Consider the following 20,283-nt stretch of genomic DNA (forward strand, 5'->3'; position numbering starts at 1 on the left):
TTTATCTTAAAAATTTATCTACAACATACACAATTTGCAATAAAGAAATGTAAGATACGCTCACTAACATTAAAGATCTTGCGGCTTTAGTTGACATTTCTTTATACAATCTCATAGCATAATAAAGCATCCACAAACCAAGTGCAACAACAATAACTGCAGCAGTAAAACTAAGCTTTAAAGTTCCGGTAATACCAAACGCAGGAATTACAGAAGCAATAATTAACCAAATAGTATATAAAATAGTTTGTAATGCAGTTTTTTTATCTCTTTTACCTGTTGGTAACATATAAAAACCTGCTTTACTATAATCGTCATATAAAAACCAACCAATTGCCCAAAAATGCGGAAATTGCCAGAAAAATTGAATTAAAAATAAAGTTCCTGCTTCAATACCAAATTGATTGGTAGCAGCAACCCATCCTAACATAAATGGAATAGCTCCCGGAAATGCACCAACAAAAACAGATAAAGGGGTTTTTGTTTTTAACGGAGTATAAACACTTACATATAAAAAAATAGAAATTGCTCCAAACATGGCTGATTTTGGATTAATAGCATATAAAATTGCTAAACCAATCAGTGTTAAAACAGTTCCTAATATGAACGCGGCTTGCGTTGACATGGCACCAGATGGAATAGGACGCTTTTTGGTTCTATCCATTTTAGCATCTAAATCTTTCTCTATAATCTGATTATAAACATTAGAAGCACCAACCATGCAATATCCGCCAATTGCCAATAAAATTAAAGTACTCCATTTAAAAGGAAACTCAGCAGAAACGCCTAATAAATATCCCACAATGGCTGAAAAAACAACACTTACCGCCAACCCCATTTTTGTGATTGCTTTAAAGTTGTCAAAAACAGATTTTAAGGAAGTTTTTTTATGTAAAGTTTCCAAATTAACTTTTGTTTACAGATTACTAATTATTGGCAAATATACTTCTAAAATACATTTAAGTCCAATTAAAATCTGCATTTTTAGCGATTGAATTTGCTAAAGTTATATTAAATGTTGCTTTTAAATTAAAAAGTACTTTTTTTAAATAGAAAATCTAATATTTACAACGGTAAAATGCCTTGTATACTAAACTAACAAGTTACGATTAATAATCTGTATACCAATTAAAAAGATCTGTACGTAAACCAACCTGAAACCAAGTTGTGTTTCCTTTTGGGGTTGACACAGTGCTTTCTAAAGGACTAAAATCACGATAAATAACCGAACCAAATAATTTTAAATTTAAACTTGGGTTAACCAAATACCCTGCTTGCAATTCGCCATTAAATAAGTGCGTTTTATTTCCTTGACCAATTTTAACATCATTATCTCGATAGCGATTATAATCGTACGATATGTTAATGTTGCTTCCGTAATTTATGGCTGTAGCATCGGTTCCAAAATCAAATCCTTTTACACCGTAAACCAATTTTGCATTAGCAAACCAACGCCCTTTGTAATAATTTGCAATGGCAATTACTTCTCTAAAATTGGCCCCCCACAAATGCCCCATAGATTGGTTGTTTTGTGCGTAATTGGTTATTACGCGGCTGTGCGAATAGGTATAAGGGCGAACGCTGTTATATTCTAACTGCAACATTAAATTTTTAACCTTAAAAGCATTGTAATATTTGGCACCTATTTGGTAGGCGTATTTATTTTTCCAGCTATTGCTTCCGTTTGTCATATCGCTTAAAGAAAATTCATCTAAAAACAACTGACCATACATGTTAATCGAATTAGAAAACTTGTACTTTCCTGTTAATCCTAAAGCTGCATTGCCTGTTCTGGATGAAGAGTTAAATTCTACCGAACGGTAAAAAATAATTGGGTTAATAAAGTTCATATCAAAACCACGATTGTTTGTGTTTTGCCAAATTACGGTTTCAAACAATCCTAAGTTTAATCGGTTATTAACATTCCAGCTTAAATAATGATTGGCCATATATTTTGTAGCATATGTTGCATCAACCGTTGCTTCACGACTCGGATCTTTTAACCACATAAACGTATTTGTGTATTTAATTTTCCAGAACTTGGTGTTAATTTTAAAATACGGATACGGGCTAGCTACATCAGAAATAATCAATGAGCGATATCCGTCACCAATAAAATTACGACCATATCCTAACTGAAAATCAAAAAATTCGCTCGGTGTGTACGTAATATTAGCATGCGCCGAAGGAACATCAAACGCATCTGTTTTAAATCGTTTAGCAATACCAATTCCGGGAATAATTGCTGGGTTACCACCATCTGGTCGAATACTTTCGGCATATTGCGTTACATAATCTGCATATCGCGCCTGCGATTCAAAAACAGTGGTAGTAAACGAAACTTGTTTACCTAATTGCCCAGAAACTTTAAACAAACGGGTATTGGTGTAGGTATAATCCTGATCAGAATTTACATCTTTTCCTAATCGTAAATCAACAGAAAAATCAATCAAAAACCAATAATTATTGCCTTTAACCGCAACAAGATTTTCGTTAAATATTTTACGGCCCAACCAGCTGTACTTATTTAGTTTTATTTCGTTGTAACGTTTTTCAAAGTCATAATATTTTGCTACATCTTTATACAAAAAAGGTTTGGATGCGGTATGAAAGTTTGCTCCAACTTGGTTAACCATGGGGTCAAATTCATTATAATACAAATGCGTAAAAGGAATATCTAAATCACTCGTAAAAATTTCGTTGTTGTACTTTTGTGTTTTTATAGACTCAACTTCGTTTAACCCCTTATTTCCGTTAGCAAAAGAAACACTGCTTTCGCTGGTTTGCCCCAACAAATTAGCTTGCGTATCATGATTAGAAACCGATTGCAACGGAATATTGATACGCAACGAATAACGAAATGTTTTTTTTACGCCATTTACTTCGTAAGGTTTTACGGTAGGTAACGCGTTAATAACTTGCTGCGTTGCTTCGCGCAGTTCATTAGTTTCTGCATCAATATATGTGCTGTTAAACTTTCCTAACGTATCAATTTGTACTAAAGCATAAATTGTACCTCTATAATTACTTACAACTTCTTTTTCAGGCACTTTAAAATTGTGAAAAATAAAATTTTGCATGGTATTGTAAAAACAAGCTTCTGTTGGCGTACTTTCGCAAGATGGAAAAAGCGGAACTTGTTGTTTATAGCTTTGTTGGGCAAACAATACCGAGGTTAGTAAGGTGGTTAGTAGGACAATTAAGCTTTTAGTATTCATATTTAGTTTTTGGTTTTTCTTTTAATAATCTGACGTGCTTTCGTAGCCGTTTACAATTGCATCTGCGGATGATGTACCAATGCGTTTTACACCCAATTGAATAAATTGTAAAGCTTCGTCTGTATTTCGCACACCTCCAGAAGCTTTTACCGGTAATGGTGATGCATTTTCTAGCATTAATGTTATTCCTTCTCGCGTAGCACCATTTGCAACCCCAGGTTCTGTTTTATAAAACCCAGTAGATGATTTAACAAATACCTTTTCGTAAAACTTTTCATCAAAATGTTTCATTACTACATTTTTAATTAAAGCCGAAAGCTGCGCTATTTGAATGGGTGTTAATGCAGCAGTTTCTATAATCCATTTTACAACTTTATTATTATCTAATCCTAACTTAGTTGCCAAATAAACTTGTTCTTTTACATAATCAATTTGCTGATTTTTAAAAGCAGTATAATCAATCACGTAATCTAACTCATCAACGCCATTATTAATAGCTTGTTGTGCTTCATCTAACTTTTCTTGTGTCGAATTTGTACCTTCCGGAAAAGAAATAACCGTTCCAACCACCACCGGCGATTTTTTCGCTGTTATTTCAGCTTTAGCTAAAGCAACAAATTCTGGTCTAATCATAACACATTTATACCCACCTTTTATTGTATCTAAAATAAAATTGTGTACAACTTGTTTATGCGTTACCTCATCAACCTCAGCTTGGCCAGAAGTTTTAAGGTATGTCGAATCTAAATATTGTTTTATGTCCATAAGTATAAAAATACAAAAATCCCAATTGAGAAATTGGGATTTTTTATAATGTATTAAAAATTAATTGGTTTTAATTTTTATGTATTGTTGGTAAGCAACAAGCGCTAAAACAATTCCTACAGTATTTGCCAAAACATCATAAACATCGGCAAATCGGCTGGTTGTTAAAGTTGCCTGTAAAAACTCAATAAACACACCTAAACAAAAAGCTGAAATAGCTACTTTACTATTTACTTTTTTTAACGATTGTTTATTAGGTTGAAAATAAATCAGCCAAAATAAAACTAAAAAAAAAATAAATACCGGTATGTAGTACTTTATCATAACCTAAAAAGGGAACCTGTAAATCTGAGATCGATTTTGCAGGCGCTAAGCAACTAACTATTATAGTTAATGTCCACCCTAAAGCTATGAAAAGCTTAAGTTTATGCACCAATAATTTCTTTGTATGCTGCGTCTGATAATAAACCTTCTAATTCCTCAGTATTAGTAAATTTAATTTTAATCATCCAACCTGCACCGTAAGGATCAGTATTTACAGATTCTGGAGCAGTTTCTAACTCTTCATTAAACTCAACAATTTCTCCTGTTAAAGGTAAAAATAAATCCGAAACGGTTTTAACAGCCTCAACTGTTCCAAAAACTTCGTCTTTATCTAATGTTTGATCTAAAGCATCAACTTCAACATAAACAATATCTCCTAATTCTTTCTGAGCAAAATCAGTGATTCCTACTGTTGCGATATCTCCTTCAATTGATACCCACTCGTGATCTTTTGTGTACTTTAAGTTTGCTGGTATATTCATCGTGTTATTATTTTAAGCAAATGTATATTTAATATTTATTATTTAAAAATTTTAAGTCTTAATTTCCAAGTATATATCGTAATGTTAATCCTGCCCTAATATTTGTTGTAGGAAAAGTTGTTGATATAACAGCTTGCGAGAACGTATGATCGTAATAAAACAACGCCGTTAAGTTTCGTGAAAACGAATAATCTGCTGAAACTCGAATACTCCAAATATCTTGTCCTGCAGTTAGCTCACTGTATTCGTAATCTAAATAACGAACAAAAGTTGATGCGCGTCGGTACGAAATATCTCCTTTAATGTTTAAATCGCTTCGAATAACACCGCGGTTTGCTTCTGCAAATCGAGAATTAATTGTTACATCTTTTACTCGGTATCCCAATCCAAAAATATATTCATTTCCTTGCACTTCGGTTAACAACGAATTATCTAAACTTAAAGATAAGGTTCTGTCGCGTTTTACTTCACCCAAAAAGCGGAAAGAATTTTTCAACTCAAACTCAACCTTAACCAACGGATTAAATTGCTCTGCTAAGTTAACGTTAGATACAATGGTTTTGTTGTAAAAGTTTCCAACTCCGTTATTATCTTGTCCGCTCGGATTTACATCATAATCTAAATTCGATCTAAAATTATTTATGGTATAGGATGCGCGATAACCGTGTTGAACGGTAAACCTTCTAAACGTATCCTGAAAATATTTAAACTTCATCAAGCCATCGTATTTTACATTCCAGTTCGGAATTGGCACATCTCTAAACAAACCTTTTTTAACGCTGCCCGCATCACCGCCAGAATAGGCTGCCAACATAGACGGTATTAAAACGCTTTGGCTGTTTTTACCAAACCCAACCGGATAACCTTGGTTGGTAACAAAAAACTTGTAGCTTGGATGCGTACTTGCCGGAATTGGGTTGTTTGCATCTCCGTATCTCGGAATGTTTGGTCCGTAATATTCTTCAGCCAAACGGTTTGCCATAACCATTCTATTTTCTCTAAACTGATCAAATGTTTTAGAATTATTTTCGTCTGATGTTGCAAACGATGTTTTAATTAAAACGGTCGAAATCGAGAAATTACCATAACTATTTGGTGATAACGAATTGTAAATTCCTTGCGGTGTAACTTCGTATTGCTCGGTATAATTTTGGTTGATGTTACGATCGGCGTAAATATCAATTTTTAAATCAGGTAAAATTTCTAACTGCCCGGTAATATTTAGCGTTTTGTTAGAAACCTTAGTAAAGCTTTGGTTAAACTCCGGATAATAGGTTAAGTACCCGTTGCGTGCCATTTCATATCGAATATCCGATTGGCTACCAAAAATAAATCCTAAGCCTGGTTTTGTTGTTCCCCAAAATCCTAAACCTGGCGTATAGCCTGGTAAAACCGTTCCGGAATTATCTGCATAATTTACCTGCAACATTTTTAAACTGGTTGCTATACCGATTAATTTTTCAGATAAAAAAGAACGTTTGTTATCTAACCTTTGCGGTTGCGCCGTAACCTTTTCTCCTGGTTTAGGTGGTAAAGCTGGCGTTGTTGGCTTTTTAGGTTGCTTGGTTTTTGTTAACCCAATGTATTTGTAAAACGAATCCATGGTTAACGTGGTATTTAATCGATGCGCGCCCGAGTTCTGAATCGTATTCCCTAAATCAAACGTTGTGCCTTGGTAAGCAATGCTCGACATGGCATCTGGCGATCGTTGCCAGTTAAAATTACTGGTATACGAATACGATGATTTTACAAACGAAAACACCGGAATTTTATTAATTGGTAAATCATAATTTACAATAAGCTGTTGATTATGCGTATTGGCCGTACCAACATCTAAATAATTATGATAAACGTTATAATCTGCAATCTGGTTTAGGTTATCGTCTAAATAATTTCGAACCAAATTATTATTCGTTCCGTTGTAATTTAAACGCAAGCTTTTGGTTAAATCAAAACTAAATCCGTACGTATAATTCATAAAATAATTGCGTCTGTAAAGCGGATCAATTTCGATGCCTTGCACCTCAACTTGTCTAAATTGTTGGCGGTTGTATTGGCGGTTTACATCGCTCGAAAACGAAATGCTTGATGGCAAATAATTCAAATTAAAATCGCGCAACAAATCCCAATATTTACTTTTTTCCATAAACTTGGTTTTCTTAAACGGTTCTACTGCATCAACCGCTGGAAAAGCATAAACATAATCTACCGACGATCGGGTTTGAATATCGGTACGTTCTTGAATTTGAAAATCGCGATGATAAACTTCGTTATGCGAATGCGAAAGCGTAAAGTTTTCTACATCATAGATTTGCGATTTCTTTTCCGGATTTTTATCCTTACGTAAACCAATTACGTTAATACTGGTACGTTTGGTATAATCTTCCGCCTGATTTTCAATTCTTGATTTTTCAGCCGGATCTTGCGTAATGCTTAATAAACTTTTCAGCTCAATATCTTGGTAATACGGATCGTATTTTGGCGTAATGGTTTCTTCACCAACCGAATAATTGAACGGAATATGAACGCCCCATTTTTTTGGCAACAATTTTCCTAATCCAATATTGGTTAAAACGTTGTACTGAAACATATCTTCACGGCTACGTTCGTTCGCTCCATCTTCAATACCACCAAAACCGCTGGTAGATTTTCTTGTTGTTGCAGAAATAGATGCAAAATCGGCCAAATTGGTATCCATGCTGGCAACAGCAGCCCAACCGCCTTTTTTATCTAAGCCCGACATACGCAATTCATCGGCCCAAATTTCGCCTTCAATGGTTGTTGATGAAAGGTTGCGCACCCCAATCATTAATGTACGTACCAAACCAACATTTGGGTTACCACGTATTCCAATTAACGTTGCGTTTTCTCGAACACCTAATGATGGATCGATTTGATAATCGTATACATAAGCAACACCATCATTCGGATCATCATCGGGTGGTAAATTATTTTGTAACGCCAATATTTTTACTTTAGAAAGCAATTCTATCGGAACTTCAATTTCGTTAGCTAATGGCCAAACGCGGTACGGATCGCGTTCGTTAGGTTGCGTAACTTTTAAAGGAATTTGGATCTCATAAAAGTTTTCTGTAAAATCGTTTCCAAAACGAATAAAAGCAGCCATCTGATTATCTAACAACGCTGCACGGTTAGGTAAACTTTCGGCGTGTAAAAACATACGTACGTTTTTGTACTGACGCATATCTACGCTAACGTTTTTAAATACCGCACGGGCATCACCCGGTTCTAAACCACCGCTTGGAGACCCGTCGTAACTGTAAACTTTTAAAGCTAACGATTGCTCGTTTTGATTGATTATGGTATTGTTGTTGTTAAATTGTTCGCGTACAACTCCCGGAGGTAATACGTAATTTACAGGTTGTTTATTAAAGTTTTCTTCAATACTAACCGTGGTAACATCAAAACCAGTATTGTCATTATTTACGTTTGGATCTTTATAATCTAATGATGATGTATATCTTCTCCATTGTCCGGTAACCAAATCTAATGATCCGAAACGCACAGTAATTTCTTCTTCAAAACCGGTTAAAAACATACGCATAAAACGAATCGATCTAAAATCAGAAATATCACCAATTACGTTACGTGCATCTTTTGCAATTTCGGCAATTGGAATTTTGTACTGCACCCAACGCACATTTTCAGATCCGGTTGGGGTTCTAACACCGTTTGTAGTTACTACATCGCTTACATAATTTGTACCTACGGTAGGATTTGGGGCAATTTCAACCTCAACCTTATAATAAGCTTCAATGGTATTTAAGGTATTATCGCCATTTATATCTTCAACATCTGGTTTGGTTGTAGATCCGCGGCTGTTGTTAGACACATTTACTGGTGAGTTGCCTTGCGTGCCGTTGTAATTTTTATAACGTTCAATAACATTACCCGAAGCTTCAACAAAATATTGGTAATTATCGCCTGCCGGATCGGCTAAACTTGCAAAACCAGGATATAAAGCAGCTTCTTCAGCATCTGTTAATCCATCTAAACCAATATCTTGAACCGCACGATTTGCCGGATCGGTATCAAACGCATAAATTAACGATTGTGAAGATGGAATTTTACCCCATGCTGATGTATGCGTTGGTACGGTTGAACCTACTGATGGCAATCCGTTTTCGTAAAACTTACGGCCATCTTTTAAAATGTCTTCTGATACGTCACCTAAGTTTAAAACAACTTTACCGTTATTTGTTGTGCTTGTTGCACCGTCAGGATCGGCACTGTAATACGGATCCATCATCCAAAATTGAATATATTCTACGTTAGATTGTTCAAAGTTTGGTGTAGATAAGGCACGCATAATTCCGCCCCAATTGTTTCGTGGGTTCGCTAACGATTCGTCAGACAAATCGATCGCCGGATTAAAGTTATACGGCCCACGCTGATTTGGATAGTAGGTTAAATCTAAAGTTGAAACAACCGTACTTTCGCCTTGTACAATATTGGTGTTTGGATAAATTTCTTGACTGTAAATACGACGGGTTTTGTTGTTAGAAACGTCGCGCAAGCTTAATCCGTTTGGGCGTTGGCTGTCAATATAAAAAATAGGATCAATGGTGTACCAAGATAATTTAGCACGTCTAAATCCTGCTGACAAATCGTTTTCGGGCTTTTCACCTCCATAATTTATAGGCGGGCTGGCAATAAACCACGATTGCGGCGAACGCAAATCAATGTAATTCTGAGAACCTTCAAAATCATCAATATAAATGGTTGCTTCTCCATTCATCTGATCTTGTTTAGATGCGCCCGGCATTAAGTAAGCCATTTCTGCACGAACTGAAATGTTTGACGGCACATCGGTATCTACGTTTGGCAACTTGTTAACCAAGCGCGTTAAGAAAGGAACTTCTGACGAATAAATTCCGTTAAAACCAAAAATGGTATTGTTAACCGATTCTTGACCGTAGTTTGATTTTACGGTAAACGGGCGTTCTACCATGCGCAACAAAGTTCCGCCAACTTTAATTTTATCGCTAAATTTATGTTCTACATCAAACCCAAAAAAACGTCTGGTTTGTTGACCAAAAACAGCATTATTTTCTAATGAAATTTCGACAGGAATGCTTGAGTTTTGTAACGAAGGATCTAAAATATCTACCATTCCGGCCTGATAATTTACGGTATAATCTACCCCTTCAACCAAAACACGACCACCAGCACGAACAACAACTGATCCGGGTGGTACATTAAAAGCACCTAACGGAATTCCGCCACTGCCCGCAGCCGATTTAAATCGTCCTTTAATTTGAAATTTATTTTTAGAGCTGTCTTGCAGTGCTAAAGATTGTGATTTGGTATAAATGCTTTTATATACATATTTTCGCTGGTTGGCGTTGTAATTGGCTACATTATTTTCGTCAGCTGCTAAATAATCCTCGGTTGGGCTGGTACGTAATTGCTCAAATAAGCTGCTACCAAATGGCTCAACCGAAGTAAAAATAATTCGACCGTTTTGCTGATCAACCGTAATACCAGGAACAAAGTCAAAAAAACCATCGCCATTTGGCGCAATATCGTTAGTATAATTTAAACGGTCTAATCCAAAAACACGAATTAATGGCGTATCGGCCACGCCTTGTGGTAACGCAACCTGAGGCTGTGTCATAGAAAAAGCCGGCGCAGGCGAGATATAGTTTAATGGTGACGGATCGGTATAAAGAATATTTAATGTAAAATCTTCTTGAGATAATTGATACGCGCCAGGTAATTGATAAATGTTTTTCATCATCAAATCCCAAGTTGGCTCGTTAATGCTGTTTAAACTACTTTTTAAAAGTTTTAAAACTAAGTTTTGAGATGAAGGAACACCGTTTGGATTTACAACAGTTGCATCAATTCCGTCGGTTCCAAATTCACCTACCTGATAAATTTTATCGCCAATGGTATATTGGTAAGCAACTGCCAAAACCTCATCGTTAGCTAAACGTTGGTTTAACGAAATATAACCTAATTGCTCATGATAAGTAAATTCGGTTTCAGTAAGTTTACGAGCGTTTTCAAGTTTAGAATAATCTATTCCTTCACGCACCTGAACTTGAGCGTTAAACCCATTGTTTACCGTTGCAATATCTCGAATCGCATTATTTAGTAATCCACCTGCACCAATTAAGCTTGGATCGAACAAGTTGTTTTTGTTATCGGTTGGTACGTTAAAAGGCGTTCCTCTAAAAAAGTTCGGAATGTTTTGGTCTGCCACACCAACGGCACGTTGCGTAATATCAACATTACGATTGTTTGAAATCCTTGATTCTCCTAAGTCTTGAATACCGATTAGGTTACGTACATTATTGTTTGTGGTATTTACAACTGTTTGCTTATTGGTTACCCAAACCTCAATACGAGTAATTTTTACTCTTGAATTAATATAAGGATATGACTTTAAGGCTTCGTCATATTGATTTCTAAAGAATTGTGATAAAAAATAGTGGCGGTCGTTATCATAATCTAAACCAAATAAAGCAAATTCGGTTAAGGTACCTCCACCCTGAGCGGTTACGCTACGCGTTTGTGATTTTTGTTCGGAGAAAACTCCGGTAACGGTTGTATTACCAAACTTTAACTGTAATTTGGCTCCAAATAAACTTTGTGCTCCACGAATTAAAGAATTACTTAGCGGAAAGGTTACGTTACCAACTTCTACTTTTTGTAGAATACTATCTTCGTTCGGTTTAAAATCTAATTTAAACTGATTTTGAAAAGTAAAGGTTGATTGGGTATCATAATTAGCCATTACGTTTAATCGGGTACCTACCTTACCTTGTAAACTCATGCTAATACGTTGGTCAAAATCAAAAGTAAAATTACTTCTGTTTCTGGGAGAAAATGCTGGGTTATCTTGTTTAGTAAAACGCCCTCCTAAATCTACTTCTACAGATCCGGTGGGTTTGACATCGATTACGTTACTACCAAAAACCAGCTCGAAAAACTTAGAATTAACGTAATATTTAGGTAATAAATCACGTCTTTTTTCTTCTGGTGCTTTTCCGTCAACAGCTTTAATTTTATCGCGATAATACTCGCGCATAGAATCTTTAATCGCCAATTCATGATATTGTTCTGGCGTTAAAAAAAGTGGATAACGAATATTAAAATCTTCATGCTTGCTACTATAAATATACCGATCGGTAACCGGATCATATGTATAGGCATCTAAAATAGTACTAGGGTTTTTAAGCTCTATTTTACCAAAGCTTGCTCCGCGTATGCTATCTTGTTCTTGTTGTTGCGCAAATAAGGCACTGTTAAATAGTATTGTTAGTAGTACAACGGCTATTTTAAAATTGAATTTTGGTTGGTAGGTTTTCAATTCTTATAAATTTTTAAGCGCTTTTTTAATCAGAGTTTCAACACTTGCTTGCGGATCTTCTTTAATTATTTTGTCGATCACCTTTTCTGCAGTTTTACGTACAAAACCAAGTACCTCTAAAGCTTCTAACGCTTCATTACGATTGGTAGTACTTATAACTTCATTCTGCATTTCAATATTATAAATCTTACTAATTTTATCCTTCAAATCAATAATTACACGCTGCGCTGTTTTTAGCCCTACGCCTTTTGCCGATTGAATGGTAACATTATCGCCATTTGCAATAGCCTGAATAATGGTTGTTGGTGCAATGGACGATAACATGGTTCGTGCTGTACCAGGACCAATACCAGAAACCGAAATTAACAACTTAAAAAGTTCTCGTTCGGCTTTATCAAAAAAACCATATAAGGTATGCGCATCTTCTTTAATATGTAAAAAGGTAAACAACTTAATTTCTTCCTGATCGGGCAGGCTAGAATAAGTGTGCAACGAAATGCTAAGTAAATAACCAACACCATTAGTTTCTATAACTACTTCTGTTGGCGATTTTTCGGTTAACTTTCCTTTTATGTACGCTATCATTATAATATGTTTTTAAGTAAAAGCTGCCTTGACAAAATCAAGGCAGCAATTAAAATTTATTTTTTTGTTTGTTTGCGTTTCGCTTTTTCTTGAGCATCTACAACTGCAACAGCAGCCATATTTACCATCTCATCAACGCTGGCACCTAATTGGAAAATGTGAGCGGGTTGCTCTAATCCCATTATAATTGGTCCGATTGAGGTAGATTTATTAAGCTCCTTCATTAACTTGTAAGTAATGTTTGCAGCATCTAGGTTTGCAAAAACTAAAGCATTAACCTTTTTATCAACTAATTTAGAAAACGAAAAGTTTTGTTTTAACATGGTTGGGTTTAAAGCAAAATCGGCTTGTATTTCACCATCAACTACCATATCAGGGAATTTTTCGTGTAAAATTTTAGCTGCTCTGTTCATTTTAACTGCACTTGGCGCTTTAGACGAACCAAAGTTTGAGTACGATGCTAAAGCAATAGCAGGTTTTTCGCCAAACATTTTCATTGTATGATCTAACATAACCGCAATGTCAGCAATTTCTTCTGCTGTTGGATCTGGATTGATTGCTGTATCTGATAAGAAAACAGGTCCACGATCGGTAAGCATCATATTTGTTGTAGCAACTTTTTTAATGTTTGGATGCTTATCTAAAATTTCTAGAATTGGTTTTACAACCGTTGGATAACTTCTAGAATATCCTGTAACTAACGTATCAGCTTCACCATGTTTTACCATCATTGATGCAAAATAGTTACGCTCGCGCATCATTTTGTTTGCATCATATAAAGTTAATCCGCGACGGCTACGTTCTTTCCATAATAAGCTTGCGTATTCTTCACGTTTTGCTTTAAATTCTGGTGCTTTAGGATCAATAATTAAAACTTCATCATCAAAACCGATTTCTTTTTTCAGTTCTAAAATTGTTTCTTTATTACCTAATAAAATTGGGAAACCAATTTCTTCTTCAAATACAATTTGAGCCGCTTTTAAAACATCTAAGCTATCTGCCTCAGCAAATACTACACGTTTTGGATCTGTTTTTGCACGGTTTGTTAATAAACGTACCATTTTATTATCAGATCCCATACGGTCGTTTAACTCTTCTTTGTACTTATCCCAATCAGTAATTGGATCTAAAGCAACACCAGATTCGATAGCTGCTTTTGCGATTGCTGGTGGAATTTCAGTAATTAAACGCGGATCAAACGGTTTAGGTAAAATATAATCTTTACCGAAAACTAACTTTTTCTCGCCGTATGCAATGTTTACTTGTTCCGGAACGGTTTCTTTAGCTAAGTTAGCAATTGCATAAACTGCTGCTAACTTCATTTCTTCATTAATTTTAGTTGCTTTAACATCTAAAGCACCTCTAAAAATGAATGGGAAGCCTAAAACATTATTAACTTGGTTTGGTTTGTCTGAACGGCCAGTTGCCATAATAACATCATTACGCGTAGCAACTGCTAAATCGTAATCAATTTCTGGAACTGGGTTTGCCATAGCAAAAACAATTGGGTTGTTTGCCATAGAAAGTAACATATCTGCCGATAATACGTTTGGCGCAGATAATCCTAAAAACATGTCAGCGCCTTTTACAGCTTCTGCCAAAGTTAATCCGGTTGCATCTTTTGCGTATTGACGTTGTACATCTAATAAATCTGCGCGATCCGTAGATAAAACACCGTCTTTATCGAACATAATAATGTTCTCGATTTTTACACCCAATTGTAAATATAAATTAGCACAAGCTAAAGCTGCAGAACCTGCACCTGAAACAACTAATTTAATATCTTCAATTTTTTTGTTAGCAATTTCTAATGCATTTAACAATCCAGCTGCAGAAATAATTGCTGTTCCGTGCTGGTCATCGTGCATAACTGGAATATTTAATTCCTCTTTTAATCTGCGCTCAATTTCAAAAGATTCTGGCGCTTTAATATCTTCTAAGTTAATTCCACCAAAAGTTGGGGCAATGTTTTTAACGGTTTCAATAAAAGCATCAATATCTTTTGTATCCACCTCAATATCAAAAACATCAATATCTGCAAAGATTTTAAAAAGTAATCCTTTTCCTTCCATTACTGGCTTAGAAGCTTCTGGACCAATATCTCCTAATCCTAAAACTGCAGTTCCGTTAGAAATTACAGCAACTAAGTTACCTTTAGCGGTATATTTATATACATTATTTACATCTTTGGCAATTTCTAAACATGGCTCTGCAACCCCTGGTGAATATGCTAAAGATAAATCTCTTTGTGAAGCATATGGTTTAGTAGGAACAACCGATATTTTACCAGGCTTTGGTTTAGCGTGGTACAATAAAGCTTCTCTTCTTTTCGTGTCTTTGTGCATTTATGTTAGTTTGTTTATTTTAGAACTTACAAATATAGTCAAAAAATTCTCATCCTATATTTCGTTATTTTTTAAAAAATTTATATTACGCTGTAAACCTGATATTTTGGTGCGTTTTACTGCCGATTTGCTAAATATTTTATTGAAAGCTTCCAGATTTATTTCTTCCCAATCAGATTTACTGTATTTTAATAAATCGGTATTCGGTGCAAACAGCGGTTCTGCATGCGGTTTTGAGAACCGATTCCAAGGACAAACGTCTTGACAAACGTCGCAACCAAACATCCAATCGTCAAATTTACCTTGCATTTCGGTCGGAATTGCATCTTTTAATTCAATAGTAAAATACGATATGCATTTACTACCATCAACCAAATAAGGTTCAACAATTGCTTCGGTTGGGCATGCATCAATACAAGCGGTACAAGTTCCGCAATGATCGGTAGTTGGATTGTCGTACGCCAAATCAATATCAAGCACCAATTCGCAAATAAAAAAGAATGAACCGGTTTTACGCGAAATTAAATTGTTGTTCTTGCCTACCCAGCCTAAACCGCTACGTTGCGCCCAAGCTTTATCTAAAACCGGTGCCGAATCTACAAAAGCACGTCCATTAACTTCGCCAATTTGCTCGTTTAACGTATGCAGCATTTCTTTAAGTTTAGTTTTAATTACATGATGGTAATCTTGGCCGTAAGCATATTTAGAAATTTTATAGGATTCCGGATTTTGTTGCTCGGCTGGATAATAATTTAAAAGCATAGAAACTACAGATTTTGCCCCGTCAACAATTAAACGCGGATCTAAACGCATGTCAAAATGGTTTTCCATGTATTGCATTTGTCCGTGTCGTTTTTCGCTTAACCATTTTTCTAAACGCGGCGCTTCGGTTTCTAAAAACGTTGCTTTAGAAATACCACAAGCTAAAAAACCGAGGCGTTGGGCTTCGGCTTTTATTAAGTCTGAATATTTTTGCTTTTGAGAATCAATCATTTACTTATCGAATAATCCGGTTTGTAAATTAGGATTGGTTTTGTTTAAGTGCTTATATGCTTTTTCGGTTACTTCGCGCCCACGTGGGGTTCGAACCAAAAATCCTTCTTGAATTAAAAACGGTTCGTAAACTTCTTCAATAGTTTCGGCATTGTCTGACACAGCCGTTGCTAAGGTTGAAATACCAACCGGACCTCCCTTAAATTTATCAATAATTGTGGTTAAAATTTTATTATCCATTTCGTCCAATCCGTGTGCATCAACATTAAGCGCACGTAAAGCGAATTTAGAAATTTCGACATCAATTTTACCATTGCCTTTAATTTGGGCAAAATCGCGAACACGGCGCAATAAAGCGTTAGCAATACGTGGAGTTCCGCGACTGCGTCCAGCAATTTCTATAGCTGCTTCTAAGGTAATTGGCATGCCTAAAATATAAGCGCTTCGCTCTATAATTTGGCTTAATAATTCGGTGGTATAATATTGCAATCGGGACTGAATACCAAAACGCGCTCGCATGGGCGCAGTTAATAAGCCCGAACGGGTAGTTGCCCCAACCAAGGTAAACGGATTTAGATTGATTTGAACGGTACGTGCGTTGGGCCCCGACTCAATCATAATATCAATTTTAAAATCTTCCATGGCAGAATACAAATATTCTTCGACCACGGGGCTTAAACGATGAATTTCATCAATAAAAAGCACATCACGCTCTTCTAGATTTGTTAACAAACCGGCTAAATCGCCAGGTTTATCTAAAACCGGACCTGAAGTGATTTTGATACCTACCCCTAATTCGTTTGCTAAAATATTGGCTAAAGTTGTTTTACCTAATCCGGGAGGACCATGAAAAAGCGTATGATCTAAAGCTTCATCACGTTGGTTTGCAGCTTGTACAAAAACCTTTAAGTTTTCTAAAACCTGATCTTGTCCGGCAAAATCATCAAAAGACAGCGGACGCAGCTTGCGTTCGACATCATTTTCTTCGTGCGAATATTTTTGGTTGGTTGGATCTAAATTCTCGTTCATGGGAACAAAGATAAAAAGAAAAATGTTGATTGGTTACTTTTTATTTGATTGGCAGCGCGCGTTAGCGGTTGCAGCCTTGCTTGAGCTCTAAGCGCAAGGCACTGGAGCTTAAGCGAGGGTGTAAAACGCGCCCCGCCCTTGAAAAGGCGGGGAACGCTATGTTATTAATTTGTTGGTTTAGTTACTTTTATTTTATATAAATCTAAACGGCGGTCTTTTAAGTTTTTTACGGTTCCGTATTCGTGCAGATCTTTAAGTGCGTACAAATCTACATCGGCAATTAAAACCGCTTCTGCATTTGGCGTTGCTTCGGCTTTAATGGCGTTGGTAGGAAAGGCAAAATCGGACGGAGTAAATACGGCCGATTGTGCGTACTGAATATCCATGTTATTTACGCGTGGTAAGTTACCTACAGAGCCGGCAATGGCAACATAACATTCGTTTTCTATAGCGCGCGCTTGGGCACATGCACGAACGCGCATATAACCGTTTTGCGTATCTGTCATAAACGGAACGAATAGAATTTGCATGCCTTGTTCGGCTAAAATGCGTCCTAATTCTGGGAATTCGACATCGTAACAAATTAAAATTCCGATTTTTCCGGCATCGGTATCAAAAACTTTTATTTCGTTACCGCCTTGCATGCCGTAATATTTCATTTCGTTTGGCGTAATGTGAATTTTACTGTACGAATCGATTTGGCCGCTGCGATGGCATAAATACGTGGTGTTAAACAATTGGCCATTTATTACCTCGGGCATTGAACCTGCAATAATATTTACGTTGAATGAAATGGCGAATTGTTGAATTTTTTTAACAATTTCGTCGGTAGATTCGGCCAGCATATGCATGGCTTCGGCTTCGTACATATCGTTATACGGAGCCATTAACGGCGTGTTAAACAGCTCAGGAAATAAAATAAAATCGGATCCGTAGTCAGAAACGGTTCGAACAAAAAATTCAATCTGATCGTAAAACTCTTCAATATCTTTAAACAAACGCATTTGCCACTGAATTAGCCCCAAACGAATGGTGCTTTTGGTTGCAGAATACGATTTGGTTGCTGGTTCGTAATAAATGTTATTCCATTCTAGCAAGGTTGCGTATTCTAAAGATTCAGTATCTTCTGGTAAATATTTTTTTAGAATTTTTTTTACATAAAAATCGTTAGAAAGCTGAAAGGTTAAGGTTGGATCGTAAATTTCTTTCAGTTTTACTTTTTCGATATATTCACGTGGTGACAAATCGTGCGCATAATTGTGGTAATTTGGAATACGACCGCCAGCCATAATGGCACGCAAGTTTAATTGTTCGCACAATTCTTTACGTGCATCGTATAAACGACGTCCGATACGTAGTTGGCGAAATTCTGGATTCACAAAAATTTCGATGCCATACAAAACATCTCCATCGCTGGTATGCTTTAAAAATTTACCGTGCGAAATGATACTGTTGTAGCTGCTGGTTACTTTGGTATCAACCGAATCAATTATTATGGCTAATGAAACACCCACAATTTCTTCGTTAATGGTAACGCACATTTGGCCTTCGGGAAAAATTTCGATCAACTTTTCTAAATCTTTATAATCCCAAAGCTCATCAGGTTCGGTGCTATAAGCTGTTTTCATGCAGGTAATTAAATTATCGTAATCAGTAACTTCTAAGTTTCGGATCGCAATTTCCATATCCATAATCTAGTATTTTTAATTGATAACGTTTAAATTAAAAAAAATATTTGTTAATAGACAATTAAGCTTTTTATAAATAACATTAATAATTGTAACTTCGCTAAAATTTATACCAAATGAAAGTTAAAATATTATTGGCTGCTGTTGTTTTAACAGCTTCATTTACGGCAAAATCATGGGCTTGGGGAAGCACTGGGCACCGTATTGTAACCGAAATTGCAGAAAGAAACCTAACTAAAAAAGCTAAAAAGAATTTAAAGAAAGTTATTGGCGACCAAAAGTTGGCTTATTTTGCGAATTGGGCAGATTTTGTAAAATCTAACCCTGATTTTAAAGAAAAAGATAGCTGGCATTATTTAAACATTGAAGCTGGATTGGATAAAGATGGTTGTTATGAATCAATCGAATCGTCGAGCGATAGAAACTTATATAAAAGAAGTTTATTACTTATTGATGATTTAAAAAACAATAAGGAGTTAACGAATGAAGAACAGCGTGAAGCTTTGTATTATTTAGTTCATATGATTGGGGATGCACACCAACCGATGCACGTTGGAAGACCGGAAGATTTAGGCGGAAATAAAATTACCGTTGAATATTTTGGTCAACGCACAAACATTCATTCAGTTTGGGACAGTAAACTAATTGATAGCGAGCAATACAGCTACACAGAATACAGCGATATTTTAAACAACTTAACAAAAGAACAGATTAAAGAAGTTCAGGAAGGTGAATTAAAAGATTGGTTGTACGATGCGTACCTAAAAGCGACTGATATTTATAACGAAGTTGATAACAACAGAACGTTACGTTACGAATATCAATACAACAACAAATACAAGTTGGAAGAACAATTGCAGAAAGGCGGATTACGCTTAGCTAAAATTTTAAACGAAATATACGGATAATAAAAAAGGAGGTTTAAAACCTCCTTTTTTTATTTTTTACTAAATAGACCGCCTAACATACCGCCTAGGCCAGAGTTTTTACCTTCGTTTTTAGAATCAGTTAAAGCTGCTAACGCATCTTTTACATCAACTTTACCTTCGGCTAACTTATCTAAGCCAAAAGCGCTTAAATTGCTTAAAATACCGCCTGCATCTTTACCGCCTAATCCAGATAAAATATCTGTAATATTAAAACCAGATTCTCCTGATTCGTTTTTAGATTTAAAGAATTGTAAAACGGTTGGAATAACAGAAGAAGCGAATCCTTCAGCTTTTTTTGCATCAATACCAAACTTAGATGCTAAGTTGGTAGTTAAGCCAGAAACAATTTGACTTACTAAAGGATTAGAAGCTAAATTAGATTTTTCGTCATTAAATAATGCCAAAACTTCATTTGTTTTTCCTTGCTTTAACGCGTTAGAAATTCCATTAAAAATAGATTCACTGGTTTGTTCTGCAACTTCTGGTACTAACTTTTCGTCAGCAGAAATGGTGTGCATTTGTTGTTGCACAAAATTTTGAATAACAGAGGCAAATTGATTCATAAAGGTTGATTTAAATATGAATG

At 35.7% G+C, this 20,283-nt stretch carries 13 protein-coding genes; 1 reads left to right on the forward strand and 12 read right to left on the reverse strand.

Annotated features, from left to right (window positions below):
- Position 1 precedes the first annotated feature (1 nt).
- The 11 genes from cyoE to K5I29_RS09640 form a co-directional block, all read right to left on the reverse strand.
- On the reverse strand, positions 2 to 904 hold the full coding sequence (gene cyoE / locus K5I29_RS09590; RefSeq protein WP_264432849.1) for a heme o synthase: 903 nt from the start codon (positions 902 to 904) through the stop codon (positions 2 to 4).
- Between the two features lie 205 nt (positions 905 to 1,109).
- Entirely contained in the window at positions 1,110 to 3,218 is a 2,109-nt protein-coding gene (locus K5I29_RS09595; protein ID WP_264432851.1) for a gliding motility protein RemB, read from the reverse strand.
- A gap of 21 nt (positions 3,219 to 3,239) precedes the next feature.
- Positions 3,240 to 3,983 (reverse strand): deoxyribose-phosphate aldolase, encoded by a 744-nt coding sequence (gene deoC, locus K5I29_RS09600; protein WP_264432853.1) that lies wholly within the window; start codon positions 3,981 to 3,983, stop codon positions 3,240 to 3,242.
- Between the two features lie 60 nt (positions 3,984 to 4,043).
- Positions 4,044 to 4,307, reverse strand: coding sequence for a VanZ family protein (locus K5I29_RS09605; RefSeq protein ID WP_264432855.1), 264 nt, complete (start codon positions 4,305 to 4,307; stop codon positions 4,044 to 4,046).
- Positions 4,308 to 4,408: 101 nt separating this feature from the next.
- Entirely contained in the window at positions 4,409 to 4,789 is a 381-nt protein-coding gene (gcvH, locus tag K5I29_RS09610; RefSeq protein ID WP_264432856.1) for a glycine cleavage system protein GcvH, read from the reverse strand.
- Positions 4,790 to 4,847: 58 nt separating this feature from the next.
- Positions 4,848 to 12,128, reverse strand: a complete 7,281-nt coding sequence (gene sov / locus K5I29_RS09615; RefSeq protein ID WP_264432858.1) for a T9SS outer membrane translocon Sov/SprA — start codon at positions 12,126 to 12,128, stop codon at positions 4,848 to 4,850.
- 3 nt (positions 12,129 to 12,131) lie between these two features.
- Complete coding sequence (gene ruvA, locus K5I29_RS09620) at positions 12,132 to 12,713, reverse strand: Holliday junction branch migration protein RuvA (protein ID WP_264432859.1); 582 nt, start codon at positions 12,711 to 12,713, stop codon at positions 12,132 to 12,134.
- Positions 12,714 to 12,769: 56 nt separating this feature from the next.
- Positions 12,770 to 15,058: an NADP-dependent malic enzyme gene (locus K5I29_RS09625; RefSeq protein WP_264432861.1), complete on the reverse strand. Its 2,289-nt coding sequence runs from the start codon at positions 15,056 to 15,058 to the stop codon at positions 12,770 to 12,772.
- 54 nt (positions 15,059 to 15,112) lie between these two features.
- Positions 15,113 to 16,051, reverse strand: coding sequence for a tRNA epoxyqueuosine(34) reductase QueG (queG, locus tag K5I29_RS09630; protein ID WP_264432862.1), 939 nt, complete (start codon positions 16,049 to 16,051; stop codon positions 15,113 to 15,115).
- Positions 16,052 to 17,080, reverse strand: coding sequence for a Holliday junction branch migration DNA helicase RuvB (ruvB, locus tag K5I29_RS09635; protein ID WP_264432865.1), 1,029 nt, complete (start codon positions 17,078 to 17,080; stop codon positions 16,052 to 16,054).
- 164 nt (positions 17,081 to 17,244) lie between these two features.
- Positions 17,245 to 18,765, reverse strand: coding sequence for a carbon-nitrogen hydrolase family protein (locus K5I29_RS09640; protein WP_264435186.1), 1,521 nt, complete (start codon positions 18,763 to 18,765; stop codon positions 17,245 to 17,247).
- A 119-nt stretch (positions 18,766 to 18,884) separates the two neighbouring features.
- On the opposite strand from K5I29_RS09640, the gene K5I29_RS09645 reads away from it, so the two are divergent.
- Positions 18,885 to 19,676, forward strand: a complete 792-nt coding sequence (locus tag K5I29_RS09645) for a S1/P1 nuclease (RefSeq protein WP_264432866.1) — start codon at positions 18,885 to 18,887, stop codon at positions 19,674 to 19,676.
- Positions 19,677 to 19,705: 29 nt separating this feature from the next.
- Here the strand turns inward: K5I29_RS09645 and K5I29_RS09650 are convergent, their stop codons facing one another.
- On the reverse strand, positions 19,706 to 20,260 hold the full coding sequence (locus K5I29_RS09650) for a hypothetical protein (RefSeq protein ID WP_264432868.1): 555 nt from the start codon (positions 20,258 to 20,260) through the stop codon (positions 19,706 to 19,708).
- Between the last annotated feature and the right edge of the window lie 23 nt (positions 20,261 to 20,283).

The sequence above is a fragment of the Flavobacterium agricola genome (assembly GCF_025919725.1).
Lineage (GTDB): Bacteria > Bacteroidota > Bacteroidia > Flavobacteriales > Flavobacteriaceae > Flavobacterium > Flavobacterium agricola.

Bases quoted from the DNA above. Each gene is read 5' to 3' on its own strand.
- K5I29_RS09595 (WP_264432851.1), bottom strand. From the start codon at position 3,218: ATGAATACTAAAAGCTTAATTGTCCTACTAACCACCTTACTAACCTCG.
- deoC (WP_264432853.1), bottom strand. From the start codon at position 3,983: ATGGACATAAAACAATATTTAGATTCGACATACCTTAAAACTTCTGGC.
- K5I29_RS09605 (WP_264432855.1), bottom strand. From the start codon at position 4,307: ATGATAAAGTACTACATACCGGTATTTATTTTTTTTTTAGTTTTATTT.
- gcvH (WP_264432856.1), bottom strand. From the start codon at position 4,789: ATGAATATACCAGCAAACTTAAAGTACACAAAAGATCACGAGTGGGTA.
- ruvA (WP_264432859.1), bottom strand. From the start codon at position 12,713: ATGATAGCGTACATAAAAGGAAAGTTAACCGAAAAATCGCCAACAGAA.
- K5I29_RS09625 (WP_264432861.1), bottom strand. From the start codon at position 15,058: ATGCACAAAGACACGAAAAGAAGAGAAGCTTTATTGTACCACGCTAAA.
- queG (WP_264432862.1), bottom strand. From the start codon at position 16,051: ATGATTGATTCTCAAAAGCAAAAATATTCAGACTTAATAAAAGCCGAA.
- ruvB (WP_264432865.1), bottom strand. From the start codon at position 17,080: ATGAACGAGAATTTAGATCCAACCAACCAAAAATATTCGCACGAAGAA.
- K5I29_RS09640 (WP_264435186.1), bottom strand. From the start codon at position 18,765: ATGGAAATTGCGATCCGAAACTTAGAAGTTACTGATTACGATAATTTA.
- K5I29_RS09645 (WP_264432866.1), top strand. From the start codon at position 18,885: ATGAAAGTTAAAATATTATTGGCTGCTGTTGTTTTAACAGCTTCATTT.
- K5I29_RS09650 (WP_264432868.1), bottom strand. From the start codon at position 20,260: ATGAATCAATTTGCCTCTGTTATTCAAAATTTTGTGCAACAACAAATG.